The organism is Halorubrum sp. SD683, from assembly GCF_002135045.1.
Classification (GTDB): Archaea; Halobacteriota; Halobacteria; order Halobacteriales; family Haloferacaceae; genus Halorubrum; species Halorubrum ezzemoulense.
In genome coordinates this window covers 15,582-41,935 of sequence record NZ_NEWJ01000002.1, presented here as the reverse complement: position 1 = coordinate 41,935, position 26,354 = coordinate 15,582, and the positions used below count along the sequence as shown (strand labels likewise).

The following is a 26,354-nucleotide window of genomic DNA, read 5'->3' as shown; positions in this document are numbered from 1 at the left end:
CGCGGAGCGCGGCCGATGGCGAGCACACCCTCCTCGCCTCAGTCGTCGGTCGGCGGCCAGTCGACGCCGCAGTCCGCGAGCAGGTCGCCGAACCCGTCCTCGTCGACGACCGGCACGTCCTCGGCGGCCGCGTCGTCGCGCTTCGACCGGCCCGGGTTCTCGCCGGCGACGAGGTAATCCGTGTTCCCGGAGACGCTCGACGTCGCCGACGCGCCGTGCGCCTCGACGTGCGCCTGGGCCTCGCTCCGCGGGACGGAGAGCGACCCGGTGAACACGAAGGTGAGGCCGTCGAGCGCGTCGGCCGGACCGTCGCCCGCGTCGCTCTCGAACGGCTCGGGGTCGACGCCGCGCTCGCGGAGCCCCGCGATCGCGGCGCGGTTCTCCTCGCGGTCGAAGAACGAGCGGATCGACCCGGCCACTTCGGGGCCGACGTCGTCGACCTCGCGGAGGGCCGCCTCGTCGGCGTCGAGGAGGGCGTCGAGCGTCCCGAAGTGCGCGGCGAGCGCCCGCGCCGTCGTCGCGCCGACGTCCGGGATCCCGAGTCCGGCGAGGAAGTCGTCGAGCGGCGGGTCGCGGGTGGCGTCGAGCTCGGCGATCAGGTTCTCGGCGCTCGTCTCGCCCCACCCTTCCAGTGCGGCGAGATCGGCGGCGGTCAGGTCGTACAGGTCCGGCAGCGACTCGACGAGGCCGGCCTCGCGGAGCTGTTCGACGCGCTCCGGGCCGAGCCCCTCCACGTCGAGCGCGTCGCGGCGCGCCCAGTGTTCGACCGCCCGCTCCAGCTGCGCGGGGCAGCCGAGCCCGCCGGTACAGAACGCGAGCGGGCCGTCGCGCTCGACCGCGGCGCCGCAGACCGGGCAGGCGTCGGGGAACTCGTAGGTCCCCTCCGACCGCTTCTCGACGACCTCCGGGACGTAGGGGATCACGTCGCCCGCGCGGTAGATCCGGACCCGGTCGCCGACGTTCACGCCGAGCGCCTCGATCTCCGCGGGGTTGTGGAGCGTCGCGCGCGAGACGGTGACCCCGCCGACCGCGACGGGGTCGAGCTCGGCGACGGGCGTGAGCCGTCCGGTGCGGCCCACCTGGACCGTGACGCCCTCGACCGTTGTCGTCGCGGTCCGCGGCGGGAACTTGTGCGCGAACGCCCACCGCGGCGCGCGCGACGTGCTCCCGAGCGCCTCGCGGTGCGCTTGCGCGTCGACCTTGATCACGACGCCGTCGACCGCGTAGTTCAGCTCGTCGCGGGCGGCGAGGATCTCGTCGCGATAGTCGATCGCGGCCTCGACATCGTCGACAACTTTCACGCGGTCGTTCCGCCGGAGGCCGAGCGACGCGAACGCGTCGAGCGCGTCGCGGTGGCGCGCGGGGCGCTCGGGGCCGTCGTCGCCCGTCTCCCACGCCAGCACGTCGAAAAAGAAGACGTCGAGGGGGCGCTCGGCGACGACCGCGGGGTCGAGCTGGCGGAGCGTCCCGGCCGCTGCGTTCCGAGGGTTCGCGAAGGGCTCCTCGCCGCGCTCCATGAGCGCCTCGTTGTACGCCTCGAATGCGTCGCGGGGCATGTACACCTCCCCGCGGACCGCGAGGCGCTCGGGGTGGTCGTCGCCCCGGAGCCGCGCGGGGACCGATCCGATCGTCCGGACCTGCTCGGTCACGTCGTCGCCCTCGCGCCCGTCACCGCGCGTGGCCGCGCGGACGTACGCGCCGCCTTCGTACACCACCTCGACGGAGAGCCCGTCGAACTTCGGCTCGCAGACGTACGCGAGGTCGCCGGGGTCGAACCCGGGGAGGTCGCCGGCGTCGGCCGCGTCCGCCAATCCCTCGCGGACGCGCTCGTCGAACTCGCGGACGGCGTCGGCGTCGGTGTCGTTGTCGATCGAGCGCATCGGCGCGACGTGCTCGACGCTCTCCAGCTCGTCGAGCGGTTCGCCGCCGACTCGGCGCGTCGGCGAGTCCTCGGTCGGGAGGTCGAACGCCGCTTCGAGGTCCGCCAGTCGGGCGAACAGCCGGTCGTACTCCTCGTCGGTGACGAGGGGGGCAGCCTCGACGTAGTACCGGTGGTCGTGTTCGCGGACGGCCGCCCGGAGCAGGGCGGCCTGTTCGGCGGCCTCGTCCTCGGAGAGGTCGGCGACCGGGTCGAAGCCGGTCGGCAGGTCTTCGACGTAAGGGTTCTCGTCCGGGTCCGCGTGCCGGGTCGACGAGGTCGTCATCGGTCGATCGTCGGGGCGCGACCCGGTAAAAAGGCCGGTTCGCGAGCGGCCGTCGGACGGTGTCCGGGTCGGCCGTCAGGCGACGCGCTCGCCGCGGGCGAACACCGCGTCCGGGCCCCGCCACGCCTCGACGTCCTCGGTCGGGTCGGCGTCGAGGACGACGAGGTCGGCCCGATACCCCTCGGCGACGAGCCCCACGTCGTCGAGTCCGAGCAGGTCGGCGGCGTTGACGGTGGCGGCCTCCAGCGCGCGCTCCGGCGAGAGCCCGTAATCGACCATGTACCCCATCTCCTGCGGGATCTCCTCGAAGAAGTTGAACGGCGTGCCCGCGTCGGTCCCCATCGCGATCGGGACGCCCGCGTCGAGCGCGTGGTCCCACGCGTCGCCGAAGCGCTCGGCGGCGTCCTCGGCCTTCGCGACGGCGTCTTCGGGGATCCCGGCCTCGATCCCGTTGTCGACGATGCCGCGGAGGGCGCTCGCGGTCGGCACCCAGTAGGTGCCGCGCTCGGCCATCATTTCGGCGGCCTCGCGGTCCATGAACGTCCCGTGTTCGATACTGGAGATGCCGGCCTCCACCGCGTTCTTGATCCCGACCTCGCCGTGAGCGTGGGCCGCGGTCGGCGTGTCCGTGGGCGCCGCGGCGTCGGTGAACGCGGCGAGCTCCTCGGGTGTCAGTTCGGGCGCACCCGTCACCGCGCCCTCGGTGAGCACACCGCCGGTGGCCATACACTTGAGCACGTCCGCGCCCGCCTTCAGCTGCTCGCGGGCCGCCTTCCGCACCTCCGCGGGGCCGTCAGCCTCCCGACCGAACCAGTTGCCGTGGCCGCCGGTCATGATCACGTTGCGGCCGCAGGCGAGCACACGCGGCCCGTCGATGTCGCCGGCCGCGATCGCCTCGCCGGCGTCGAGCGCGAGCGTCCCGCGGCTGCCGAGGTCGCGGACGGTCGTGACGCCCGCTTCGACCGCGGCCTCGAGGTTGCTCGCGGCCCGGTAGCTCGCCGCGTAGTCGCTGTCGGAGACCGCCGTCGAGACGTCCGGTCGCCCGTCCATCATCGCGTGGACGTGCGCGTCGATCAGTCCGGGCGAGACGACCCGCCCGTCGGCGTCGACCTCCGTGATCTCCCCCGCGTCGCGCTCCGCGACCGCGTCGTCGACCGCCGCCGGCTCGCCGACCGCGACGATATCGCCGTCCGCGACCGCCACGTCGGCCTCGCGGGTCCCCTCGGCGTCCGCCACGCGACCGCCTCGCAGTACGTACATGCCACCACGAGGGAGCGTCAGGGTCGTAAACGCTCGGGTCGCGGTAGTCGGGGAGGCGAGCGCGCGCTCGTGTCAATCGCCACTACATATAACCGGCTGGCCGGAGTCAGCCGTTATATGGCAACAAATGACAAACAAGACGGCGGCGGACTGTACCGGCGGCGAATCGGCACGCCGACGACGACCGACGAGGTGAACGGCTACTGGCTGTTCGGCTTCGGCGTGCTGCTCGGCCTCGCCGGCGTCGCGGTGTTTCTCCTCACCGAGTCGGCGACCGTCGCCCGCGGCGTCGGGTACGCGCTGGCCGCGCTGGCCCCGCCGTTCGTGATGCTCGGGGCCGTGATCCGGTTCCCGCTCCGGCGGACCGGGACGTACCTCGGCTACCTCGGCACGGCGGTGAGCGTCCTCGGCGTCGTGTGGTTCGTGAACGTCTTCCCGGACGGGTGGCTCACCGCGTCGGGCGACCCGGCCGTGATCACCGTCTACGGGGTCGGGCTCCTCCTGATCGGGGTCGCGGGGACGGTCGTCCCCCTGCTCTCGGACCCCGTCTACGAGGACTACGAGCGCATGCGCGACGAGGCCGCCGCGGCGACCGCGACGGCCGAGGAGGCGGGTGAGGAGCTGGCGGCGACCCGCGGCGAGCTGGCGGCGACGGAGTCCGAGCTGGAGGCGGCCCGTGAAGATCTCTCGGAGACAGAGGCCGAGCTCGAAGCGACCCGTGACGAGCTGACGGCCGCGGAGGCCGTCGTCGCGTCGCTGCGCGAGAGCAAGGCCCGGTTCGAGCTGTTCGAGGACGCGAGCGGGAAGCCGCGCTGGCGGCTCCGCCACCGCAACGGCAACGTCATCGCGACCGCCGGACAGGGGTACAGCAGCCGCGGGAAAGCCCAGCAGGGCCTCCACAGCGTGCGCCGGAACGCGCTCGGCGCCGGCCTCCTCCGGATCGAGACGCCGGTCGAGGAGGCGGCGGCCGTGGCCGACGACGACGGCCCGGAGCCGACCGACGCGACGGACCCGGACGTGGCCATCCCGGACGAGACGGAGGGCCCGGAGAGCGACGCGACGTTCGAGCTGTACGCCGACGCCGCCGACGAGTGGCGCTTCCGGCTCCGCCACGACAACGGCGAGATCGTCGGCGACTCCGGCGAGGGGTACGCCTCCAAGTCGAACGCGAAGCGCGCGCTCTCGAAGCTGCGCGACCACGTCGCGGCCGCGGACTACCTCCGGATCGACCCCGCCGCGTTCGAGGTGTTCGAGGACGCGGCCAGCGAGTACCGCTGGCGGCTCGTCCACCAGAACGGGAACGTCATCGCCGACTCCGGCCAGGGGTACGCCTCCCGGTCGAAGGCACAGCAGGGGCTCGACAGCGTCAGGTCCAACGCGGGCGGCGCGGGGCTCGAGTTCCCGGACGACGAGGAGGCGGAGGGCCGGGCGGGCGACGGCGAGAGCAAGGCGACGTTCGAAGCCTACGAGGACAGGGGCGGCAAGTGGCGCTGGCGGCTCGTCCACGACAACGGGAACATCATCGCCGACTCCGGCCAGGGGTACGCCTCCGAGTCGAACGCGACGGACGCGGTCGAGCGCGTCGGCGAGTACGCCACCGACGCGAGCGCGCTGGCGGCCGGCGGGGCGGCGTTCGAGATATACGAGGACGCCGCCGACGAGTGGCGCTGGCGGCTCCGTCACCGCAACGGCAACGTCCTCGCGGACTCAGGCGAGGGGTACGCCTCCCGGTCGAACGCCGTCGAGGCCGTGACGGGCGTGAAGGCCAACGCGCTCGGGGCGAAGACGGTCGAGCAGTAGACCGGGCGGTAGAGCCGGGCGGTCCGTCGCGCGTTTTCACCCAGATCAGGTCGCCGCGAGGAGCTTCAGCCGCAGGTCGCGCTCGTCGACCTCGTACTTGAACGCCGGGTGGCCGTCGACCAGCACGTAGGGGACGCGCTCGCCGTACTCGTCGGCCAGTTCCGGGTCGGTATCGACGTCTATCTCGTCGATATCGACCGTCACGGGGTCGAGGTCGGCGGCGACCGACTCGATCGTCTCGCGGGCGACGACGCACAACGAGCAGTTCTCGCGGGTGTAGAGGGTGACCGGGACGGTCGTCGGGCCGTCGTCGGCCGAGGCTTCGTCCCCGGTCACGGCTCGGAGGAGCCGTCCGCGTCGTCGGCCGGTTCGGCGGGGTCGTCCGCGTCGCCGGTCAGCTCCTCGGCGACCGTCGCGGCGTCCAGCAGTTCGGGGCCGACCGCGAGGTCGGCGACCGTCGCGACGAACTCCGGCAGCGACCGGCTCGCGTACGTCACGATCTGGACCTCCGGATTCTTTTCTTTCGCGACTGGGATACCGGTCGCTTCCTCCACGTCGGTGAGGACGAAGTACGCGGCGTCGGCGATGCCGGCCTCGGCGAGCGCGTCGGCGGTGACGAGCCCCTCGATACGGTTGATCGCGACGCCGCACGCGGCGAGCTCCTCGCCGAGCCCGTGCTCGTCGGGGCCGGCGACGACGGCGAGTGGTTGGTCCGTCATCACTCGTACTCGATCGTCGCGGGCGGCTTGTGGGTCACGTCGTAGACGACCCGCGCCACGTTCTCGTTCTCGCCGGTGATCCGGCTCTGGATCCGCTGGAGCGTACTCCAGTCGAGCTCCTGCGCGCGGGCGGTCATCCCGTCACGGCTCTCGACGGAGCGCACGGCGACTACCCAGCCGTGGACGCGGTTGTCGCCCTTGACGCCGGTCGCCTTGCCGAGGACCGCGGCGAACGCCTGCCACGGGTCGTACGCCGCTAACTCCTCCTCGACGACGTGGGTCGCCTCGCGGGCGACCGCGGCCTTCTCGGGGGTCACCTCGCCGACGATCCGGACGGCGAGCCCGGGCCCGGGGAACGGCATGCGCTCGGAGATGATCTCCTCGAGGCCGAGCTCCCGGGCGACCTCGCGCACCTCGTCCTTGTAGAGGTCGCGGACGGGCTCGACGATCCCCTCGAAGTCGACGACCTCGGGGAGCCCGCCGACGTTGTGGTGCGACTTGATGTTCCCCTCCGACTCGATGCGGTCGGGGTAGATCGTCCCCTGAACGAGGTAGTCGGCGTCCACGTCGCGCGCGACCGTCTCGAACTCGTCGATGAACCCCTCGCCGATGACGTGGCGCTTCTCCTCGGGGTCAGTGACGCCTTCGAGCCGGTCGAAGAACCGGTCCTGCGCCTCGATGACGCGCAGCGACTCCATGAAGTCGAACGTGTCGCGTATCTCCGCGGTCTCCCCCTTCCGCATCAGTCCCGTGTCGACGTAGACGGGGGTGAGCTGGTCGCCGACCGCCTCGTAGGCGAGCGTCGCCGCGACCGAGGAGTCGACCCCGCCGGATAAGGCGATCACGGCGTTCGCGTCGCCGATCGCCTCCCGTATCTCCGCTTTCGCCTCCGCGATGAATTCCTCCGTCTCGACCATCTATAGCCTCACGTCCGCGTTCCGCTCGGTTGTGTCCGTCGATCCCAGCGCCGCCTCGACGAGGGAGACGAACGGCGGGCTCGCGCGGTCGGGCCGCGACCGGAACTCGGGGTGCGCCTGCGTCCCGAAGAAGAACGGGTGGTCCGGGCGTTCGAGTATCTCCATCCGGTTGTCGGCGCGCCCCGAGAAGACGAGTCCGTCGGCCTCCAGATCGTCGATGTACTCGGGGTTCACCTCGTAGCGGTGGCGGTGGCGCTCGGTACAGGCGTCGGCGTCGTACACCCGGGCGGCGAGCGTGTCGGGCTCGATATCGGTCTCGTGGGCGCCGAGCCGCATCGTCCCGCCCATGTCCTCCGTCTCGTACTGCTCGGGGAGCAGGTCGATGACGGGGTGCGGCGTGTCGGGGTCGATCTCCGCGGAGTGGGCGCCGTCGAGCCCGAGGATGTTGCGCGCGTGTTCGACGACGGCCATCTGGAAGCCCAAGCAGAGCCCGAGGAACGGCACGCCGTTCTCGCGGGCGTAGCGGATCGCCTCGATCTTCCCGTCGGTCCCGCGGGAGCCGAAGCCGCCGGGGACGACGACCGCGTCGGCCTCGGCGAGCCGCTTCTCGTGTTCGGCCTGCGTCTCGTCGGCATCGACCCACAGCACGTTCACCTCGGTGCCGGTCTGGATGCCGGCGTGTTTCAGCGCCTCGTGGATCGACATGTACGCGTCTTCGAGCGCGTACTTGCCCACGAGCGCCACGTCGATCTCCTCGTCGCGGTCGCGGGTGACCAGCTCGCGCCACTCCGTCGACCGCTCTTCCTTCGGAAGCGCCTCGTCGGCGAGGCCGAGCCGCTCCATCACGTACTCGTCTAATCCCTCGTCTTCGACCATCAGCGGAACGTGGTAGATGTCCTCGACATCGGGGTTCGAGAAGACGGCGTCCGTGGGCACGTCACAGAAGAGCGCGATCTTCTCTTTCGTCTCCGGGTCGAGCCGGTCCTCCGAGCGGCCGACGAGGATGTCGGGCTGGAGGCCGATCGAGCGCAGCTCTTTCACGGAGTGCTGGGTGGGCTTCGTCTTCTGCTCGCCGTTCTTCGAGTACGGGACGAGGGTGACGTGCGTGAAGAGGATGTCATCGTCGTCCTCCTCGTGGGCGAACTGGCGGAGGGCTTCGAGGAACGGCATCGACTCGATATCTCCGACCGTCCCGCCGATCTCGACGAGACAGACGTCGCTCCCCTCGGCGGCCTCCCGGATGCGACGCTTGATGTCGTCGGTGACGTGCGGGATGATCTGGACGGTCTTGCCGAGGTAGTCGCCGGCGCGCTCGCGCTCGATGACGTGCTGGTACGTCTTCCCCGTGGTAACGTTGTGGTCGAACGTCATGTCGGTGCCGAGGAAGCGCTCGTAGTTGCCGAGGTCGAGGTCGACCTCGCCGCCGTCCTTGAGGACGTACACCTCACCGTGCTCGTACGGGTTCATCGTCCCGGCGTCGACGTTGAGGTACGGGTCCACCTTGACGGCGGTGACGTCGAAGCCCGCGTTGGCGAGAAGGCGCCCGGTGCTGGCGGCGGTGATGCCCTTGCCCAGCCCGGACATCACTCCGCCCGTGACGAACACGAACTTCCGACCCAGCGAGGGGTCGTACCCCGTGTCGGGATCTGCTGGCATATCGACCGTCCGGCAGGCCGGGGCAAAACCGTTTCGGACCCCGCGGTTCGCTGGACGTTCGTGTCGTTTCGGGACGTGTCGGATCACCGTGGAGAACTGTGTGGTGGCGGCGAGGTGATCGAGGCCGTCAGGTCGACCGCTTGTTCGGAAGTCGGTGACCGTGGATCATCGGCGAACACCGCCAAAGCCCCGGTCGCGAGGACTCGCGCGACTCGCTGTGGTCCTCAGTCGCTCACTCCGCTCGCTCCCTGCGGTGTTTGTTCGTCGTGCTTCGCCGTCGCGACCGCCCGTTTGAGTCCCGCCCCACACAGCAACCGCACCTCGCGCCTCCCCAGCCTCGTCAGTCGTCCTCGCTTCGCTTCGGACGACTGACTCCAGCGAGGGACCGAAGGTCTCTCTGGCAGCCGATTTGACAGAGCAGTCGCTCGCGGCGTTCGAGTGGATTTTGCGAGGGAAGAGCGCTCCGAGAGCGTCTTCCCGCATCACGGGGGGTGGACCCCGGCGATGCGAGGGGAGGGATTTGAACCCACGGACCTCTACAGGAGCGGAGCTTGAATCCGCCGCCGTTTCCGGGCTTGGCTACCCTCGCACGCGGACTGGCGTTGGATCGGCCTCCTCTTTATCCCGTCGGTTCCGCACCGACCAGCGTCGCCCGGAAGCCCCCCTCTGGGGACTCGTCGACTTCGAGCGTCCAGCCGTGCGCGGCCGCCACGCGCTCGACGATGGCGAACCCGATCCCGGTCCCGCCCCCGGGAGAGACGCCGAAGTCGGTCAGTTCCGCGCGGTCGCGCTCGTCGTCCGGGAGCCCGGGACCGTCGTCGGCCACGTACAGCCCGCGGTCGTCGACGCCGACTCGAACCGTGGGGGCGTCCCCGCCGTACTCGAAGGCGTTGCCGATGAGGTTCCCGACGGCGCGCCGGAGCAGGGCCGGGTCGCCGGTGACGGCGCCGGCGTCCGCGACGGCGAGGTCGGCGCCGGCGGGGATCTCGCCGAAGTCGCCCGACCCCAGGCAGTCGGCCGCGAGGTCGGCGAGGTCGACCGCGGCGTCCTCCGTCTCGATCGCGTCCGGATCGCGGGCCATTACGAGCGCCTCGTCGATCATCGACTCGATCCGACCGAACGCGCTCGTCGTCGGCTTCGGCCCCGAGGACGCGCTCGACCGCGGTGCGGTAGCGCTCGCCCGCCTCCTCGCTCCAGCGCCCCTCCGCGACGAGTCGCTCGGGGTGTTTCGCGTGGAGGACCGCCTCGTCGAAGCCGGTCACCTCGCGGAGGCGGTCGTTGACGAACACGCGGTTCCGGTCGGCGTCGAGGACGTACGCGCCGTCGCCGAGGGCGTTCACGATCGACTCGGCGTGATCGATCGGGACCGACTCCGGCGGGGTTTCCATACGGTCCGTACGGGCCCCAGAGACGAGTGTTACTCGGGTAGCGACGGGCGTGGCGGCGAGCGGCCGACCGCGTCAGCCGGCGATCATCGCGACGCCGGCGACCGCGAGGACCGCCGCGGCGAGCCGGAGCCGGAAGTGCCGCTCGCCGAGCAGCACGCCCCCGAGGACCACCGCGACGATCGCCTGCGTGTTGATCACGGGGGAGGCGACGCTCGCGGGCAGCGCCGCGAACGCGACCGTCGTCAGGTGCTCGCCGAGCGCGACGAGCCCGCCGGCCGCGAGGAACTTCGGGAGGTCCCGCCGGGTGACCGCGAACGGGCTCCGGAGCGCCGCCGGAAAGAGGACGACCGCGACGCCGGCGAGCAGGAGCGGCACCCACAGCGTGCCGGGGATCGAGAACTCCTGGAGCGCGACCCGCTTGCCCACGTCGGCGACCGCGTAGCAGGCCGCGCTCGCGAGCGCCAGCTGCGCCGGCCGGGAGCGCGCGGCCCGCGCGAACGGCGCGAAGAAACCCCCCGGCTCGTAGTTCGCGACGTACACCGCGAGGGTGGTGACGACGACGCCGGCGACCTGGACCGGCGCGAGGACCTGCCCGAGCAGTCCGACCTCCAGCGGGAGGACGAACATCGGGACGATCTTGTTGATCGGCGCGACGTACGACACCGCCCCCTGGTCGATGGCGCGCAAGAAGAGGACGAAGGCGGCGGCCGTCCCGAGGGTCGTGACGGCGACGACCGCGGCCCGACGCGGCGCGACGAGCCCGGACACCCCCGCCGCGGCGTCGCCGAACCCGACCGTCAGCCCGGTCCCGGCGAGGAACCACGAGACCGCCGCGACGTTGATCGCCACCGTCAGCGCGGCGGGCGGGTATCCGGCGAAGGCGCGCTTCAGGACGAAGAGGTACGCGCCCCAGACGACGGCGGCGGCGACCGCGGCGAGGAGTCCGGCGTCCATGCGGTCGACCCGAGCGCGAGCGGGGGAAAGAAAGGTTCGGTTCGCGGGCCGGTCGGCTTCGCCGCCGGCGCCGCGAAACGGTTAGGTCGCTGCCGCGTGAACGGCACGCACATGGACGACCACACTCGGGACCCCGGCGTCGCCCCGCCGCTCGGGAACCCGACCGGGTGGCACGCGGGCGACGAGTCGCGCGCGGCGTCCGGAGAGGCGGAAGCGTCGTCCGGCGACGCGGACGGGCTGCCAGACGCGCAGGCGGTCGGCGGGTACTGGGAACACGCGACGCTCCGACGCGCGACCGAACACGGCGTGCGGCTGTTCAACGACGGCGCCTACCACGAGAGCCACGACTGCTTCGAGGACGAGTGGTACAACTACGGCAGCGGCACGGCCGAGAGCGCCTTCCTCCACGGGATGGTCCAGGTGGCCGCGGGCGCGTACAAGCGCGTCGACTTCGAGAACGACGCGGGGATGCGGTCGCTGTTCGAGACGGCCCTCCAGTACCTCGACGGGATCCCGAGCGACTTCTACGGGGTCGACGTCGACGACGTGCGAGAGACGCTCCGGGCCGCGCTCGACGACCCCGCCGCGGTCGACGGGTGGCAGATATCCCTCGACGGCGCACGTCAGCCGGCGTACCCCGCCGACTACGAGTACACTGAGCGCGTCGACGAGGGGCACTGAGCCCGGGCGTTGCCTGACGCACGGGGATCGGACCGCTCGCCGCGGATCCGAACGCCACTTATTCGCCGCCCGTCAGGGTGTGGTATGGAGATCCACGATCTGGGCGACGGGGAGCCCGAGGTCGCCGTCGTCGGCGCGATCCACGGCGACGAGCCCTGCGGCGCCCGCGCCGTCGAGCGTCTGCTCGACGCCGACCTCGACCCCGAGCGACCGGTCCGCCTCGTCACCGCAAACGAGGCGGCGCTCGACGCGGGCGAGCGCTACCTCGACGCCGACCTCAACCGGGCGTTCCCCGGGAACCCCGACGCGGAGGCCCACGAGGTCCGGCTCGCGGCCGAACTGGTCGACGCGCTGGAAGGGTGTACGACCCTCGCGATCCACTCGACGCAGTCGTACGCGGAGCCGTTCGCGGTCATCGACTCGATGGACGAAGTGACCCGCGCTGTCGCGCCGCACCTCCCCGTGGACGCGGTGATCCAGACGGACGCGTTCACCGAGGGCCGACTCATCGAGCACCCGCACACGCTCGAAGTGGAGGCGGGGCTCCAGGGCTCCGAGGCGGCCGCTGACAACGCCTACTGGCTGTCGCGCGCGTTCCTCGCCGCGACCGGCGCCATCTCCGCGCCCGGCGCCGACGACGTGCTCGACGCCGGCGGTCGGGAGGACGTGTCGGTGTTCCGACTCCGCGAGCGGATCCCGAAGCCGGAGGCGGAGGCGTACGAGGTGTTCGCGCGCAACTTCGAGCGCGTCGAGCCCGGCGAGCGGTTCGCGGCCGCCGACGGCGAACCGCTGCTCGCCGACGAGCCATTCTACCCCGTACTGTTATCGCCGAACGGCTACCGCGACCAGTTCGGCTACGTCGCCGACCGCGTCGGCACGCTGGAGTAGGTGCCCGCCTCGCGGCGCGCGAGGCCGAGCCCGGACGCCCGCTACTCGACGAGTTCGATCGCGTCGTCGCCGTTCGGCACCGCACAGATGAACGCGCCGGGCTCGTCGCGCTCGTTGCGGTACCAGTGTTCGACCCCCGGCGGGATCAGGAGAGTGTCGCCGGCCGACACGGTGCGTTCCTCGTCGCCGATCCCGACGACGTACTCCCCGGCGAGGACGTACTGCTCGTGTTCGATCGCGTTGGTGTGGCGGGGGACCTCGGCGCCCGGTTCGAGCTCGAACCGGCGCATCGCGAAGGTCGGCGCGCCGTCCGACTCGTCGAGGAGGACGCCCTTCGAGAGCCCCTCGGCGGCCTCGACGGGCTCGTACGCGATGTCGTCGCCGCGCTTCACGACCGACTCGGCGTCGCCTGCGTCGCTCATACGCGACCGTGACGGGAGGCGCGTATTTAATTGCTCACCGCCCGGTCCCGGCGGCTCGAACGTCGACCGACCCCTGTGACTTAACCGCACACCGGCCGAACGCGATGGCATGCGTGGAATCAAGATCGGGAGCGCGTTCGGAATTCCGATCCGGCTCAACTGGACGTTTCTGATCGTCTTACCGCTGTTCGCGTACCTGATCGGGTCGCAGGTCGGGATGATCGCGGAGGTGATGAACGAGACGGCCGGTCTCGGGATCGACGCGACCGCGGTCGCGAGCGGCACCACGCCGTGGGTACTCGGGCTGTCGGCCGTGATTGGGCTGTTCGTCGGGGTGCTGCTCCACGAGTTCGGCCACTCGCTGGTCGCCATGCGATACGGCTACGAGATCGAGTCGATCACGCTGTGGCTGCTCGGCGGCCTCGCCAGCTTCGCCGAGTTCCCCGAAGACTGGAGACACGAGTTCTGGATCGCGATCGCCGGCCCGCTCGTCAGCGTCGCGGTGGGGATCGCCTGCTACGGGGTCGTCCTCGTCGCGCCCGTCGGCTCGAACGCCGTCCTCTTCGTCTTCGGCTACCTCGCGCTCCTGAACATCGTCCTCGCCGTGTTCAACATGCTGCCCGCGTTCCCGATGGACGGCGGGCGAGTCCTCCGGGCGCTGCTCGCGCGGAACCAGCCGCACGCGCAGGCGACCCAGCGGGCCGCCTCCGTGGGGAAGGTGTTCGCGTTCCTGATGGGGATCTTCGGCCTGTTCACCTTCCAGCTGCTGCTCATCGTGCTCGCCTTCTTCGTCTACATCGCCGCCTCGGGCGAGGCCCAGCAGACGACCCTGAAGGCCGCCTTCGAGGACGTGACCGTCGGCGACGTGATGACGCCCCGTGAGGGGCTCCACACGGTGACGGAGGACACCTCGGTCGGCGACCTGATGAGCCGGATGTTCGAGGAGCGCCACACTGGCTACCCCGTCCTCGACGGCGACGAGCTCGTCGGGATGGTCACCCTCGAAGACGCCCGGTCGGTCCGCGAAGTCGAGCGCGACGCCTACCGCGTCGACGACGTGATGGTGACCGACCTCGTCGCCGTCGACCCGGACGCCGACGCCCTGACCGCCCTCCAGACCATGCAGGAACACGGCGTCGGCCGCCTCCCCGTGGTCGACGCCGACGGCGAACTCGTCGGCCTCATCTCGCGGTCGGACCTGATGACCGCGTTCAACATCATCCAGACGGGCGGGACGCCGGGCGTCATCAGCGGCCGGCGACAGCAGGCCGGCGAAGAGCCCCGAATCCTCTGACCGCTCGCTCCCGCGGCGGCGGTCCGCGACCGCCCCCGGCGTGGGGTATATACGCGGCAACGACCTACTCGGGATGTGACAACCCGGACCATCCGCGCCCGCGACCGGCCGGTGTTCGGCGTCGACGTCCACAGCGGCGACGTCCGCGGCGACAGCCCCTCCTACGCGCTGGTCATCCTGGACCCCGTCGACGAGGACGACCCGGACGCCCCCGACGCCGACGGTCCGATGGCCCGAATCACCCGCGACGTGGTCTCGTTCCGGAAGCTCTGCCGGCTGATCGACGACCGCGAGCCCCTCTACGTCGCCACCGACAACGCCTACGAGCTGGCGGCGGACAAGGGGGAGCTCGTCAACTTCCTCCGGTCGCTGCCGGACGGGACCCGCCTCGTCCAGGTGACCGGCGCGGAACGGCCGGAGCCGCTCTCGCGGGTCGCCTCCCGGCACGGCATCCCCTACGGCAAGAAGCCGATGAAGGAGGCGGAGGCGTCGGCGCGGCTCGCCGCCGCGAACGTCGGCCACGAGGTGACCGCGTTCACCGACGAGACGACCGTCAAGGTGTCCCGCGGGCGCTCGACCGGAAATGGCGGGTGGAGTCAGGACCGCTACACGCGGCGGATCCACGGTAACGTCCGCAAGCGGACGCGCCAGGTCCAGTCGAAGCTGAAGGATGCGAACCTCGACTTCGAGCGGGACGTGACCGAGAAGTACGGCGGCTACGCGAACGCGACGTTCACCGTCGAGGCCCGCCCCGAGGATATCCCGGTGTCGAACTCGCGGGCGGGCGACGTGCGCGTCGAGGTCGAGCGGGAACGCCGCGACGGGATCGAGTACGAGCCGCTGGTGAAGCGGCGCGACCGCGTCATCGTCGGGATCGACCCCGGGACGACCACCGCGGCCGCGGTCGTCGGCCTCGACGGCACGGTCCACGCGCTGTACTCCTCCCGCACCGGCGACACCGCCGAGGTGACCGAGTGGATCGTCGAGCAGGGGCGACCGATCATCGTCGCCGCCGACGTGGAGCCGATGCCGGAGACGGTCGAGAAGTTCCGGCGCTCGTTCGACGCCGCCGGGTGGCGGCCGACGACCGACCTCCCGGTCGACGAGAAGCTCCACCGCACCCGCGAGGCGAGCTACGCGAACGACCACGAGCGCGACGCGCTGGCGGCCGCGCTGTACGCCTACGACGACCACGAGGACCAGTTCGAGCGGATCGCGGCGAAGACGCCCCCGCGGCTCGACCGCGGGGCGGTGATCGCCGGCGTCGTCGCGGGCGGCTCGTCCGTCGAGGCCGTCATCGAGGACCTGAGCGAGGACGACGGCGGGGACGGAGACGAGGACGACGCGGACGAGGCGGACCCCACCGAGCCCGACCGTACCGAGGAGGAGGAGACGATCCGCCGGCTTCGCGAGCGCGTCGACCGGCTGGAGTCGCACGCCGAGTCGCTGGAGGAGGACTTAGAGGAGCGCGACGACCGGATCGCTGAGCTGGAGGGCGAGCTGGAGGAGGCGAAACGCGAGGAGCGCATCGAGGCGCGCTCGCGGCGCGCGGTCTCGCGGCTCGAACGCGAGACGGACCGGCTGGAGCGCGAGCGCGACGAGGCACAAGAGCGCGTCGCCGACCTCGAACGCAAGGTGGAGACGCTGAAGGAGCTGTGGCGGCTCGACCACTCGAACTTCGGCGACGTGGCCGAGGGGCGGGGGCTGGTGAGCGTGAAGGTGGTCGAGCAGTTCACGCTCGACGCGCTCGACGCCGCGGACGACGCCTACGGGCTCGTCGCCGGCGACGTGGTCTACCTCCGGGACGCGTCGGGCGCTGGCCGGCGGACCGCGGAGCGGCTCGCGGAGGCGGAGCCGCGGGCCGTGATCCGCGGCGAGGGGAACCTCTCGGACGTCGCCGACGAGGTGTTGTTCGAGCGCGCCGTCCCCGTGGTGCCGGCCGACGCCGTGCCGGTCCGCGAGGTGGACGAGCTGGCGGTCGCGAGCGAGGAGGACCTCGCGGCCGCCGTCGAGGACTGGGAGGAGCGCGCCGAGCAGCGCCGGCGCGACGAGAAGGCCGAGCGGATCGACCGGATCATCTCCGAACACCGGGCGGGGCGGACGCTGCCCGAGACGGAGGAGTGAGCGCACCCGGGGACGACCGGAAGGCGAGTCAAAGCGGCCGACGGGCGCGCTGGCGGCGCTCCACGTGAGTCGTCAGCACGCATCCAGAAGTCATATGTCCGGGAACGCACACTCGGAGGTATGGACGCTCACGAGCTGATCACCCGGAACGCGGCCGAGGTGGTCACCGAGTCGGAGATCGAGGCGCTGGCCGACGACCCCGAAGGAAAGCGGGCGTACGTCGGCTACGAGCCCTCGGGCGTGCTCCACATCGGTCACATGCTCACCGCGAACAAGCTCATCGACCTCCAGGAGGCGGGCTTCGAGGTCACGGTCCTCCTCGCGGACGTACACGCCTACCTCAACGACAAGGGGTCGTTCGAGGAGATCCGCCACACCGCCGAGCGGATGCGCGACCAGTTCATCGCCTACGGGCTCGACGAGTCGAACACGCAGTTCGTGCTCGGCTCGGACTTCCAGCTCGACGACGACTACACGCTCGACCTCCACGCCCTGGAGCTCGAGACCACCCTCGCGCGGGCCGAGCGGGCGATGGCCGAGATCAGCTCGGGCGACTCGGTGAAGGTGTCGCAGGCCGTCTACCCGCTGATGCAGGCGCTCGACATCCCGTACCTCGGCGTCGACGTCGCGGTCGGCGGGATGGAGCAGCGGAAGGTCCACATGCTCGCGCGCGACGTGCTGCCGAGCATCGACCGCGAGCCGCCAACGAACCTCCACACGCCGCTGATCGCCGACCTCGCGACCGGCCGCGGCAAGATGTCCTCCAGCGAGGGCGTCACCATCTCGATGGAGGACTCCCGCGAGGACATCGAGTCGAAGGTGAACGACGCCTACTGCCCGCCGACGGCAGATCCGGAGCCGACCGACGACGGCGCGGAGCGCGAGAACCCCGTCGTCCAGGTGTTCGAGTACCACGTCTTCCCGCGGTTCGACGCGGTCACCGTCGAGCGCCCGGAGGAGTACGGCGGAGACCTGGAGTACGACGCCTACGACGCCCTCGAAGCCGACTTGGAGTCGGGCGAACTCCACCCCGCGGACGCGAAGGGCGCGCTCGCCGAGTACCTCGACCGCCTCATCGCGCCGGGCCGCCAGCAGCTCGCCGAGTAAGCCACCCCGCCGGGCGGAGCGCTGTTAGCCGTCTCTTTTCCCCGTGAGCTCCGGCTTTTCGCCCGTCGCGCGGCCGTCGACCTCGCAGGTCCCGTCAAGACAACCCAGTCCGGCCGCCGTCTCGAAGACAGGGAGCCCGCAGTCGCACTCGTCGACGGCGACGCCCGCGGGGAACGAGAAGGTGGTGTCGCAGTCGGGATAGCGCTCGCAGCCGAGGTAGACGCGACCCGGCGCGGAGCGGACCCGGAGGTCCCCCTCGCAGTCCGGGCACTCCCAAGCGCCGTCGAACCGGTCGCTGACGGCCGCCTCCATCGGGTCGCACGCGGGGTCGAGACAGAGGTGGAACGGCTCGCCGCGCTCGACGCGGATCTTCGGGAGCCCGCAGTCGTCGCAGGTCCCGTCCGTGACGCTCGCGCCCGCCGGGAGCCCCCAGCGCGCCTCGCAGTCGAGACACGCCACGTCGCCGCGCGACCGCACGAGCGGGCCGCCGTCGTCGGGGCAGGTGCCGACCGGGACGCCCGCCTCCGTGACGGGGAGCGCCCGGCTGGCTGTCGCCTCCTCGGCGACGACGCGGAGTCGCCGCGATCCGTCGCGAGCGGTGACAGTGAACCCGTCGCCGTCACCCTCGACGACGACGCTCTCGGGGCGGGTGAGCCACGCGACGGGCTGGTAGCCGTCAGCGTCGTGGACGAGCGTCGTGTCGTCGGGTTTGATCAGTACCACGACGCGGCCCCGATGGGTTCGGGTGCGGTCGCCGCGGTCGGTCACCTGACAGTCGCCTGCGAGCACGCGGAGTCGTTCCGGCATAGGACGGGTGGCCGCGGAATGGGTGTTAAGCGGTCGTTGCGGGAGTTTAAGAGAGATACCGGCCGGGTGGCGGTGAGAACGGGTGACGCGACGAGACGGCAGATCGCTCGAACGTCCCGGCCGCTCGTTGATAAGCGGATACCGACGGATCGCAAGATCGGGTTCGGACGCCGGCGCGCCTACGCCACCCGAACCGTCCGCGTCGCCGTGACGGGCAACAGCGGGAGGTCCGGGAAGACGACCTCGACGACGAACTCCAGTTCGTCGGCGTCCGGCGGGCCGAACACGCCGACCGGGACCGTCGTCTCCCCGTCGAGGTACGTCGTCGTCGCGGTCATCTCCACGTCGTTGACGGTGACGCGGATCCCCGCGCGGGCGCTCCCCGAGACGGCCGTGACGGCGACCTCGCACATCTCGTTCTCGCCGACCGCGATGCCGTCGGGGAACTCACCCCAGTCGACGTCGATCCGGGGGCAGTCGCGGGCGGCGTCGACGATCCGCTCCGCCACGGAGTCGCTCATCCCGGCGTTCGCCAGTTCCGCCGGACCGGCGTCGACGACGTCGGCCGGCGAGGTGAGCCCGGCGTCCGCGAGGCGCTCCGCGCGGCCGGAGCCGACCCCCTCGATCGCCGTGAGCGCGACCGCCTCGCGGGAGACGCCGTGTTCGACGCGCGCCTCCACGCGACGGGCGAGGTTGGCGGCGCGCGGGCCCGCGAACCGGTCGAGGAACTCCGCGAGCGCGGCGAGCAGGCGGAGCGCGTTCTGCCGGATCACCCACGCGTCGGAGCGGAGGTCGGAGGGGATCGAGTCGGCCATCCCCGCCAGCAGGATGGCGAACACCTTGCGGTGACCGTCCTCCAGATCGGTGTCGCGGCCGTCGAGGATGCGGTCGACCGCGTCGGCCTCGGCCGAGCGCGCGGAGACGGAGTCGAACTCGCCCGCCGACGCGACGGTCTCTAACACGGCGTCGGCAGTCAGCGTCTCGCGGTCGGCGAGGCGCCGGAACCGGCGGGCGGTGTCGAGCCGGAGGTAGTACTTCGAGGCCAGCCGACCGAGGGCGGTCGGCTCGATCGCGAGGTCGTCGTCGGCCGCGACGAAGCCGTCGTCGACGAGCGATTCGAGGGTGTCCCGCACCCGGTCGCGGAGCGTCGAGAAGTCGTACTGGTCGGGCTTCGACTGCGCGCGGACGTAGTAGAACGTCGTCTCCAACCACGCCATCACGTCTTCGAGCCCCCGGATCGTCCCCATCGCGATCTCGGCGTTGAGGTGCGACTCGAGGTCGGCGGCGAGCCGCGACTCGATCGCCTTCCCCTCGCGCAGCAGTTTCCGGTACTTGTCCGCGTCGGCGCGGTCGCAGACCACCCAGCCGTACCCGACGTCGTCGTACTCCGGCCGACCGGCGCGCCCGAGCATCTGGAGCACGTCCAGCGGCGAGATGTCCGTCTCTCCCTCCAGCGGGTCGTGGTACTTCGTGTCACGGATGACGACGCAGCGCGCGGGGAGGTTCACGCCCCACGCGAGCGTCGACGTCGAGAAGAGGAACTTGATCTTCCCCTGTTTGAACCACTCCTCGACGCGGTCGCGGTCGTCCTTCCCGAGGCCGGCGTGGTGGAACCCGACGCCGTCGGTGACCGACTGGCGGAGCGTGTCGTTGGTGAGCTCTTTCGCCTCGTTGTGGAAGTCGTAGTCGTCGCGCGAGTCGATCGGGATGTCGCGTTCGGTGATCTCGTCGCGCGCCTTCTTCGCGGCTTGGACGGTGTCCTGCCGCGAGGAGACGAACACGAGCGTCTGTCCGTCCTCGCGGACGTGCGGCTCGGCGAGGTCGAGCGCGCGGTAGAGCCGGCGGTACTTGTCCGCGAACGCGTTCGAGCCGTGCGAGTACGTCTTCACGCCGGTCTCGAGGTCGACGGGACGGTACTCGTCGCCGAAGGCGTACGTCGTCTCCGCGGGCGCGTCGAGCCACTCCGCCACGTCGCCGATGTTCGGCATCGTCGCCGAGAGCGCGACCACGCGGGGGTCTTGGAGCCGGCGGAGCCGCGAGACGGTGACTTCGAGCACCGCGCCGCGCTTCTCGGAGTCGAGCAGGTGGACCTCGTCGATGACGACGCAGTCCACGTCGGTGATAAAGGAGTACCGCGCCGAGTCGTGTTTCCGCGTCGCGCTGTCGGCCTTCTCCGGCGTCGTCACCAGCACGTCCGCGCGCTCGGCGCGGCGGGGGTTCAACTCGCGCTCGCCGGAGACGACGTACACGGAGTAGCCGAGATCCTCGAAGCGCTCCCACTCGCTCTCCTTCTCGTTCGTGAGCGCCCGCAGCGGCGCGACGAAGAGCGCGGTCCCGCCCGCGGCGAGCGTCTTACAGATGGCGAGCTCCGCGAGCGCCGTCTTCCCGGAGGCGGTCGGCGCCGACGCGACCACGTTGTGGTCGGTCTCCAAGATGCCCGGCAGCGCCTCCCGCTGCATCCGGTTGAACTCGTCGAACCCGAAGGCCTCCGCGAACTCCGGCACCGCGTCCGCGACCTTCACGGCACACCACACCCGTGCGCGAGTCGTCGGGAACCGCGGCTGTGTCGCATCGGATCGAGAGGGGGGCTTCGAGGGCAAAGGCGTTTCTCATGCGGGCGCGGCGGGACTCGGGCCGCGCGAGCGGCGAGATGTCGAGGTCGCCGAGCGCCGAAGCGTCGCCGCGGACCCACACCGTTTAGGCGACCGCGGTCGACCGCACGGGTATGATCCCCTCGTCGCCGCTCGTCGTCGGTGCGGGCGTCGCGGTCGCGCTGTTCGCGCTGTTCGCGGTCGCCCGTCGGCTCCGCGGCCCGTCGACGGAGGCGCGCGAGTCGAAACGCGCTCACGAGGCGGCCCAGGAACGCGAACCGCCGGTCGAGATCGGCGAGACGTACGAGTTCGGCGTCACCGAACTCACCGACCACCACTCGGGGAACGAGGTCGCCGTCGGCAAGGTGGAGGGATTCGTCCTCTTCACCGAGGACATCCCGAGCGGGCTCGAACCCGGCGACGTGATCCGCGCGAAGGTCCTCTCGTTCAACGAGGGGCGCACCTCAGCCGACGCGACCTTCGTCGGGCGGGCGTAGTTCGGTCGGTTGGGGCGCGGTCGCCGCCGAGTCGGCCGGCGCGACGACGCCGGACGCCGCACCCGAGGCGACCACGTCCGCCCCGAACCGGAGGTTGATACGTGATGGTGACGAAGAGGTGTCGCAATGGCTCAGGCCGGCACCCAGGACCTCACGGAGCGGTTCATTCAGTTCTATCGCAACTACTACCGGGAGGAGATCGGACAGCTCGCCCAACGGTACCCCAACGAGCAGCGCTCGCTGTACGTCTCCTACGACGACCTCTTTCAGTTCGACCGCGACCTCGCCGAGGACTTCCTGAACAAGCCGGAACAGATGCGCGAGTACGCCGAGGAGGCGCTACGGCTCTATGACCTCCCCGCCGACGTCAGCCTCGGCCGCGCGCATGTCCGCATCGAGGACCTCCCCGATAGCGTCGACATCCGCGGTATCCGCGTCCACGACGACCATATCGGGAAGCTCGTCTCGATTCAAGGGATCGTTCGTAAGGCCACCGACGTACGCCCGAAGGTGACGGAGGCCGCCTTCGAGTGCCAGCGCTGCGGCACGATGACGTACATCCCGCAGTCCGACGGTGGCTTCCAAGAGCCCCACGAGTGCCAGGGCTGCGAGCGACAGGGCCCGTTCCGCGTCAACTTCGATCAGTCCGAGTTCGTCGACTCACAGAAGCTCCGTATCCAAGAGTCGCCCGAGGGGCTCCGCGGCGGCGAGACGCCCCAGTCGCTGGACGTCGACATCGTCGACGACATCACCGGGAAAGTGAGCCCCGGCGACCACGTTACCTGCGTCGGTATCCTCCACATCGAGCAGGTCGAACAGGGCAACGAGAAGTCCGCCATCTTCGACCTGTACATGGACGGCGTCTCTATCGCCATCGAGGACGAGGAGTTCGAGGACATGGACATCACCGAGGCGGACAAACGCGACATCATCGAGCTCTCCGAGCGCGACGACATCTACGAGGCGATGGTGGGTTCGATCGCGCCCGCCATCTACGGGTATGAAGAGGAGAAGCTCGCGATGATCCTCCAGTTGTTCTCCGGAGTCACCAAGCACCTCCCCGACGGGTCGCGGATCCGCGGCGACCTCCACATGCTCCTGATCGGTGACCCCGGAACGGGTAAGTGTCTTAAATTTGATACCAATGTGACACTTGCTGATGGACGAGAAGTTCCGATAGGCGATCTCGTCGAGGACAATCTCGATGATCCGAAACCGATCGACGACGGCGTCTTCGACGAGGTCGATTTCGAAATACCCTCGCTACAGTCGGACGGAACGATCGGATCCGCGCGAGCGACGAAAGTCTGGAAGCGGGAGGCTCCCGAGACGATGTATCGTGTCGAGACTGCCTCCGGCATGGAACTGGAGGTGACGCCGTCGCATCCGCTGTTCGTTCAGACTGGTGCCGGACACGTTCCGCGGCGTGCGGATGAACTCGACGTCGGTGACCGTGTGGCCGTCGCATCGCGCGCTGCCACAGATGGCGGTATCGCCGTGTCTGGTAGTCAGAACACCTCGGTCGTAGAGGAAGTCCGATGGGACTCGATCGAGTCCATCGAACGGGTCGAATCCGATGAAGACTGGGTCTACGATCTCGAAGTGGAGAGAACGCACAACTACGTCTCGAACGGGGTCGTCTCTCACAACTCCCAGATGATTTCGTACGTCGAGAACATCGCACCGCGGTCCGTCTACACCTCTGGGAAGGGATCGTCGGCGGCCGGCCTTACAGCTGCAGCCGTGAGAGACGACTTCGGCGACGGCCAGCAGTGGTCGCTCGAAGCCGGCGCTCTCGTCCTCGCGGACAAGGGAATTGCGGCAGTTGACGAGCTCGACAAAATGGACTGCGTCACGGGCGACGCGCTGGTCTCGCTCGCGGACGGCCGCGTCGAGCGCATCGACGAACTGGCGCGGGAGGCCGCCGAAGACGGAGATGTCGAGGAACTCTCGAACGGACGCCATATCCGCGACGTCGACCTCGACGTCTGGTCGATGGACGAGGACGGGAACCTCGTCGAACGGTCCGTCTCCGCGGTCCACGAGTACGACGCGCCGTCGGAGCTGACCCGAGTGACGACGGAGACCGGCGAGTCGCTGACTGCGACCGCCGACCACCCGTTCTTCGTCCTCGACGACGGGGAGCGTGTCGAGCGCGAGGCGGCCGCCCTCGACGGGGGCGACTGGGTGTACGTCCCTCGCGAGATTCCGACGAAGGCGGCGGACGGCGGAGCGGTGGCTGCGAGCGGTGGAAATGGGCCAGCGGCCGAGCCCGGCGACGGGGAGAGCGTCGACGCCGCGATGGCGAGCGTCCTCGGATACCTCTCCGGCGACGGGAACGTCTACTACGACCGCGACGAGGGCGTCTACGGCATTCGGTTCACCAACACGGACGACGACCTCTTAGACGACTTTGAACGCGCGGCGCGCGAGGCGTTCGACGCGGAGCCGGTCCGCCCGCCGAGCGAACGGCGCGACGGCGGCGTCGAGACGGTCCGCGTCACCGGGAAGGAACACGCCGACGCCGTCCTCAACGCGGGGATGAACCTCGGCCGGTACGACGAGAAGTGCTTCCCGACTCCCGTTTCGACCGGAGGCCGCGCGGCGAAGGCCGCGTTCGTCCGGGCGCTCGCCGACAGCGAAGGCCACGTCGACGAGTCGGCCGGAAACGTTCGGATAGCGTCGGCGAGTCGGGACCTGCTCCGCGGCACGCGGAACCTCCTCTTAGGGTTCGGCGTGTCGAGCCAGCTCCAGTACCGCGAGCGAGACGGCGGTCGCGACGTGTACTACCTCACGGTGACCGACGCGGATTCGCTCGCGGCGTTCCGGCGCTTCGTCGGATTCACGGCCACCCGGAAGGCCGAAGCCCTCGACCGCGTCGTCGATTCGGCCGACGGCGGCCGAACGATCCTCGACGTGGTCCCGGACGTCGGCGACGCGCTCGCGCGGTCTCGCGAGTCGCTCCGGCTTCACCAGCGCGAGTGCGGGCTCGACGCGGTCACATACCACGACTTCGAGAGCGGGACTGCGAACGTCTCGCTCCACCGCGCCGACCGGATACTCTCGGCGTTCGAGGATCGGCGTGAACGCGCGACCGAAGACGTGGACGCGCTCGACGCGACGGCGGCGTGGGAGACGCTCTCGGAGCTTCGGCACCGATACCACGTCTCGCAGTCCGAGCTTGCCGAAGGGACGGCGCTGTCCCAACAGCAGATTTCCCGCGAATGGGGCGAACGCGACGAGGTCCGCCGGACGGTGACCGAGCGGCTCCGAGAGATTCTCACCGGAGTCGGGGAGACCGACCTCGACGACCTCCGCGAGTTCGTCCGCGGCGACGTGAAGTGGCGTCGGGTCGAGTCGGTCGAAACCGTCCCGCCGGAGTCGACCGAACACCGCGGCGAGGTGCTCCGACAGCGGCTCGCAGACGTCATCGAGGGACCGGTCGAGACGGCCGAAGAGCGCGCTCGCGACCTGCTCGACCGCGGTCCGGTCGGCGAGACGCGATCGGAGCTGTCGGCGGCGCTGGACGCGTACGGCGTCGGTCAGTCGGACGTGGCGTCGAGGCTCGACGTGACGCAGGCGACCGTCTCCCGCTGGCTGTCCGGCGCCGTCGAGACCGACCGGCTCGACGACGTGCGTGAGGCGGTCGTGGAGGAGGTAAACGCCGTGAAGGCGGAACTGCGGTCGATACTGGCGCGGATCGAGGACGGCGAGCGACCCCGGGTGTACGACCTGACCGTCGAGGAGACGCACAACTTCGTCGCGAACGGGCTCGTCGTCCACAACTCCTCGGACCGCTCCGCGATGCACGAGGGGCTCGAACAGCAGAAGATCTCCGTCTCGAAGGCGGGGATCAACGCGACGCTGAAGGCGCGGTGTTCCCTGCTCGGCGCCGCGAACCCCAAGTACGGCCGGTTCGACCAGTACGAGCCGATCGGCGAGCAGATCGACTTGGAGCCGGCGCTGATCTCGCGGTTCGACCTCATCTTCACCGTGACGGACAGCCCGGACCCGGAGCACGACTCCCGGCTGGCGAAACACATCATCAAGACGAACTACGCCGGCGAGCTCAACACCCAGCGCGAGGAGCTGGCGAGCTCGGAGTTCACCTCCGAACAGGTGGCGGAGGTGACCGAGGAGGTCGCGCCGGAGATCGACTCCGAACTCCTCCGCAAGTACATCGCCCACGCGAAGCGGTCCTGCTTCCCGACGATGACGGAGGAGGCGAAGGAGCTGATCGAGGAGTTCTACGTCGACCTGCGCTCGAAGGGCGCCGACGAGGACGCGCCCGTGCCGGTCACCGCCCGGAAGCTGGAGGCGATGGTGCGGCTCTCCGAGGCGAGCGCGCGGGTACGGCTCTCAGACACCGTCGAGCGCGAGGACGCGGACCGCGCGACGGACATCGTCGAGTCCTGTCTCAAGGACATCGGCGTCGACCCGGAGACGGGCCAGTTCGACGCCGACGTGGTCGAGACGGGCACGTCGAAGAGCCAGCGCGACCGCATCAAGAACATCAAGGGGCTCATCGCCGACATCGAAGAGGAGTATCAGGAGGGCGCGCCCGTCGAGGAGGTGCTCGACCGCGCGGGCGAGATCGGGATGGACCAAGGAAAGGCGGAGGGAGAGATCGAGAAGCTCCGCACGAAGGGCGAAGTGTACGAGCCCAAGCAGGGCCACCTCCGGACGACGTAGATGGACCGGATCTCCGCGATACGGAACGTCGAGGACGCGCTCCGCGAGTTCGAGGACGGCGACGCCGACCTCGCGGCCACCGAGCGTCGCGTCGCGGCCGTGCTCCGGACGTACGCGACCGAGTTCGACGGCGAGGGCGACGTGTTCCGCGCGGTCGGGGACGACCCGGTCGACGGCACCGTGGTCGTCGCGCCCTCTGAACCGGCCGCGCGCGAGCGCGTCCTCGCGGCCAGCGGGGTCGACGACGCACCGGACGGCGGGGAGGAGCCCGCGTTCGACGTCGAGCGGTTCTAGTTACTGACCCCGGCCCCGCGGACGCTGAATCGATCCGGCGTCACTGACGCCGACTGAAA

At 70.5% G+C, this 26,354-nt stretch carries 19 protein-coding genes, 1 tRNA gene and 1 pseudogene; 9 read left to right on the top strand and 12 right to left on the bottom strand.

What is annotated here, in order from left to right; translation table 11 throughout:
* Positions 1-38: 38 nt before the first annotated feature.
* On the bottom strand, positions 39-2,204 hold the full coding sequence (ligA, locus tag B9G49_RS01905) for an NAD-dependent DNA ligase LigA (RefSeq protein WP_086215237.1): 2,166 nt from the start codon (positions 2,202-2,204) through the stop codon (positions 39-41).
* Positions 2,205-2,279: 75 nt separating this feature from the next.
* Positions 2,280-3,464, bottom strand: a complete 1,185-nt coding sequence (locus B9G49_RS01900; protein WP_198943796.1) for an amidohydrolase family protein — start codon at positions 3,462-3,464, stop codon at positions 2,280-2,282.
* Between the two features lie 117 nt (positions 3,465-3,581).
* Between B9G49_RS01900 and B9G49_RS01895 the strand changes: the two genes are divergently transcribed.
* Positions 3,582-5,264, top strand: coding sequence for an HVO_2922 family protein (locus B9G49_RS01895; protein WP_086215236.1), 1,683 nt, complete (start codon positions 3,582-3,584; stop codon positions 5,262-5,264).
* Between the two features lie 45 nt (positions 5,265-5,309).
* Here B9G49_RS01895 and B9G49_RS01890 read toward each other — a convergent pair whose 3' ends face one another.
* The 7 genes and pseudogenes from B9G49_RS01890 to B9G49_RS01860 all read right to left on the bottom strand — a co-directional run bounded on the left by B9G49_RS01890 (position 5,310) and on the right by B9G49_RS01860 (position 10,898).
* Complete coding sequence (locus B9G49_RS01890) at positions 5,310-5,600, bottom strand: glutaredoxin family protein (RefSeq protein ID WP_049932718.1); 291 nt, start codon at positions 5,598-5,600, stop codon at positions 5,310-5,312.
* Positions 5,597-5,983 (bottom strand): CTP synthetase, encoded by a 387-nt coding sequence (locus tag B9G49_RS01885; protein WP_049932720.1) that lies wholly within the window; start codon positions 5,981-5,983, stop codon positions 5,597-5,599. The genes B9G49_RS01890 and B9G49_RS01885 overlap by 4 nt, the downstream gene beginning before the upstream one ends.
* Positions 5,983-6,900, bottom strand: a complete 918-nt coding sequence (gene guaA / locus B9G49_RS01880) for a glutamine-hydrolyzing GMP synthase (RefSeq protein WP_086215235.1) — start codon at positions 6,898-6,900, stop codon at positions 5,983-5,985. The genes B9G49_RS01885 and guaA overlap by 1 nt, the downstream gene beginning before the upstream one ends.
* A complete protein-coding gene (locus B9G49_RS01875) occupies positions 6,901-8,556 on the bottom strand; it encodes a CTP synthase (protein WP_049932723.1) in 1,656 nt (551 codons plus the stop codon).
* A 505-nt stretch (positions 8,557-9,061) separates the two neighbouring features.
* A tRNA-Leu gene (locus B9G49_RS01870) sits at positions 9,062-9,145 on the bottom strand.
* A gap of 30 nt (positions 9,146-9,175) precedes the next feature.
* A pseudogene (locus B9G49_RS01865) lies at positions 9,176-9,944 on the bottom strand (ATP-binding protein).
* Positions 9,945-10,016: 72 nt separating this feature from the next.
* Positions 10,017-10,898 (bottom strand): EamA family transporter, encoded by an 882-nt coding sequence (locus B9G49_RS01860; protein ID WP_049932727.1) that lies wholly within the window; start codon positions 10,896-10,898, stop codon positions 10,017-10,019.
* 111 nt (positions 10,899-11,009) lie between these two features.
* Here B9G49_RS01860 and B9G49_RS01855 point away from each other — a divergent pair, with 111 nt between their 5' ends.
* Together B9G49_RS01855 and B9G49_RS01850 are read left to right on the top strand one after the other, a co-directional pair.
* Positions 11,010-11,579 carry a DUF309 domain-containing protein gene (locus B9G49_RS01855; protein WP_086215234.1) on the top strand — a complete coding sequence of 190 codons (570 nt, stop codon included), beginning with the start codon at positions 11,010-11,012 and terminating at the stop codon, positions 11,577-11,579.
* Positions 11,580-11,663: 84 nt separating this feature from the next.
* On the top strand, positions 11,664-12,467 hold the full coding sequence (locus B9G49_RS01850; RefSeq protein ID WP_086215233.1) for a succinylglutamate desuccinylase/aspartoacylase family protein: 804 nt from the start codon (positions 11,664-11,666) through the stop codon (positions 12,465-12,467).
* A 41-nt stretch (positions 12,468-12,508) separates the two neighbouring features.
* Here B9G49_RS01850 and B9G49_RS01845 read toward each other — a convergent pair whose 3' ends face one another.
* Positions 12,509-12,889 carry a cupin domain-containing protein gene (locus B9G49_RS01845; RefSeq protein WP_049932736.1) on the bottom strand — a complete coding sequence of 127 codons (381 nt, stop codon included), beginning with the start codon at positions 12,887-12,889 and terminating at the stop codon, positions 12,509-12,511.
* 109 nt (positions 12,890-12,998) lie between these two features.
* On the opposite strand from B9G49_RS01845, the gene B9G49_RS01840 reads away from it, so the two are divergent.
* The 3 genes from B9G49_RS01840 to B9G49_RS01830 all read left to right on the top strand — a co-directional run bounded on the left by B9G49_RS01840 (position 12,999) and on the right by B9G49_RS01830 (position 17,414).
* Positions 12,999-14,183 carry a CBS domain-containing protein gene (locus tag B9G49_RS01840; protein ID WP_049932738.1) on the top strand — a complete coding sequence of 395 codons (1,185 nt, stop codon included), beginning with the start codon at positions 12,999-13,001 and terminating at the stop codon, positions 14,181-14,183.
* Between the two features lie 75 nt (positions 14,184-14,258).
* Complete coding sequence (locus tag B9G49_RS01835) at positions 14,259-16,307, top strand: DUF460 domain-containing protein (protein ID WP_086215232.1); 2,049 nt, start codon at positions 14,259-14,261, stop codon at positions 16,305-16,307.
* Positions 16,308-16,427: 120 nt separating this feature from the next.
* Positions 16,428-17,414, top strand: a complete 987-nt coding sequence (locus B9G49_RS01830) for a tyrosine--tRNA ligase (protein ID WP_086215231.1) — start codon at positions 16,428-16,430, stop codon at positions 17,412-17,414.
* 24 nt (positions 17,415-17,438) lie between these two features.
* Here B9G49_RS01830 and B9G49_RS01825 read toward each other — a convergent pair whose 3' ends face one another.
* The gene (locus B9G49_RS01825; protein WP_179235164.1) at positions 17,439-18,221 is read right to left on the bottom strand and encodes a topoisomerase DNA-binding C4 zinc finger domain-containing protein; all 783 of its coding nucleotides are present in this window, start codon (positions 18,219-18,221) and stop codon (positions 17,439-17,441) included.
* A gap of 179 nt (positions 18,222-18,400) precedes the next feature.
* Positions 18,401-20,743, bottom strand: coding sequence for a DEAD/DEAH box helicase (locus B9G49_RS01820; protein ID WP_086215230.1), 2,343 nt, complete (start codon positions 20,741-20,743; stop codon positions 18,401-18,403).
* Between the two features lie 203 nt (positions 20,744-20,946).
* Here B9G49_RS01820 and B9G49_RS01815 point away from each other — a divergent pair, with 203 nt between their 5' ends.
* From B9G49_RS01815 to B9G49_RS01805, 3 genes are all read left to right on the top strand, one after another.
* On the top strand, positions 20,947-21,309 hold the full coding sequence (locus B9G49_RS01815) for a TRAM domain-containing protein (protein ID WP_049932746.1): 363 nt from the start codon (positions 20,947-20,949) through the stop codon (positions 21,307-21,309).
* A 126-nt stretch (positions 21,310-21,435) separates the two neighbouring features.
* The gene (locus B9G49_RS01810; protein WP_086215229.1) at positions 21,436-26,001 is read left to right on the top strand and encodes an LAGLIDADG family homing endonuclease; all 4,566 of its coding nucleotides are present in this window, start codon (positions 21,436-21,438) and stop codon (positions 25,999-26,001) included.
* Positions 26,002-26,295: a hypothetical protein gene (locus tag B9G49_RS01805; protein ID WP_086215228.1), complete on the top strand. Its 294-nt coding sequence runs from the start codon at positions 26,002-26,004 to the stop codon at positions 26,293-26,295.
* Positions 26,296-26,354: the final 59 nt, after the last annotated feature.

What these genes read in the sequence shown, in the direction of transcription:
- ligA (WP_086215237.1), bottom strand. Translation starts at nt 2,204, where the DNA reads ATGACGACCTCGTCGACCCGGCACGCGGACCCGGACGAGAACCCTTAC.
- B9G49_RS01900 (WP_198943796.1), bottom strand. Translation starts at nt 3,464, where the DNA reads ATGTACGTACTGCGAGGCGGTCGCGTGGCGGACGCCGAGGGGACCCGC.
- B9G49_RS01895 (WP_086215236.1), top strand. Translation starts at nt 3,582, where the DNA reads ATGGCAACAAATGACAAACAAGACGGCGGCGGACTGTACCGGCGGCGA.
- B9G49_RS01885 (WP_049932720.1), bottom strand. Translation starts at nt 5,983, where the DNA reads ATGACGGACCAACCACTCGCCGTCGTCGCCGGCCCCGACGAGCACGGG.
- guaA (WP_086215235.1), bottom strand. Translation starts at nt 6,900, where the DNA reads ATGGTCGAGACGGAGGAATTCATCGCGGAGGCGAAAGCGGAGATACGG.
- B9G49_RS01875 (WP_049932723.1), bottom strand. Translation starts at nt 8,556, where the DNA reads ATGCCAGCAGATCCCGACACGGGGTACGACCCCTCGCTGGGTCGGAAG.
- B9G49_RS01860 (WP_049932727.1), bottom strand. Translation starts at nt 10,898, where the DNA reads ATGGACGCCGGACTCCTCGCCGCGGTCGCCGCCGCCGTCGTCTGGGGC.
- B9G49_RS01855 (WP_086215234.1), top strand. Translation starts at nt 11,010, where the DNA reads ATGGACGACCACACTCGGGACCCCGGCGTCGCCCCGCCGCTCGGGAAC.
- B9G49_RS01850 (WP_086215233.1), top strand. Translation starts at nt 11,664, where the DNA reads ATGGAGATCCACGATCTGGGCGACGGGGAGCCCGAGGTCGCCGTCGTC.
- B9G49_RS01845 (WP_049932736.1), bottom strand. Translation starts at nt 12,889, where the DNA reads ATGAGCGACGCAGGCGACGCCGAGTCGGTCGTGAAGCGCGGCGACGAC.
- B9G49_RS01840 (WP_049932738.1), top strand. Translation starts at nt 12,999, where the DNA reads ATGCGTGGAATCAAGATCGGGAGCGCGTTCGGAATTCCGATCCGGCTC.
- B9G49_RS01830 (WP_086215231.1), top strand. Translation starts at nt 16,428, where the DNA reads ATGGACGCTCACGAGCTGATCACCCGGAACGCGGCCGAGGTGGTCACC.
- B9G49_RS01825 (WP_179235164.1), bottom strand. Translation starts at nt 18,221, where the DNA reads ATGCCGGAACGACTCCGCGTGCTCGCAGGCGACTGTCAGGTGACCGAC.
- B9G49_RS01815 (WP_049932746.1), top strand. Translation starts at nt 20,947, where the DNA reads ATGATCCCCTCGTCGCCGCTCGTCGTCGGTGCGGGCGTCGCGGTCGCG.
- B9G49_RS01810 (WP_086215229.1), top strand. Translation starts at nt 21,436, where the DNA reads ATGGCTCAGGCCGGCACCCAGGACCTCACGGAGCGGTTCATTCAGTTC.
- B9G49_RS01805 (WP_086215228.1), top strand. Translation starts at nt 26,002, where the DNA reads ATGGACCGGATCTCCGCGATACGGAACGTCGAGGACGCGCTCCGCGAG.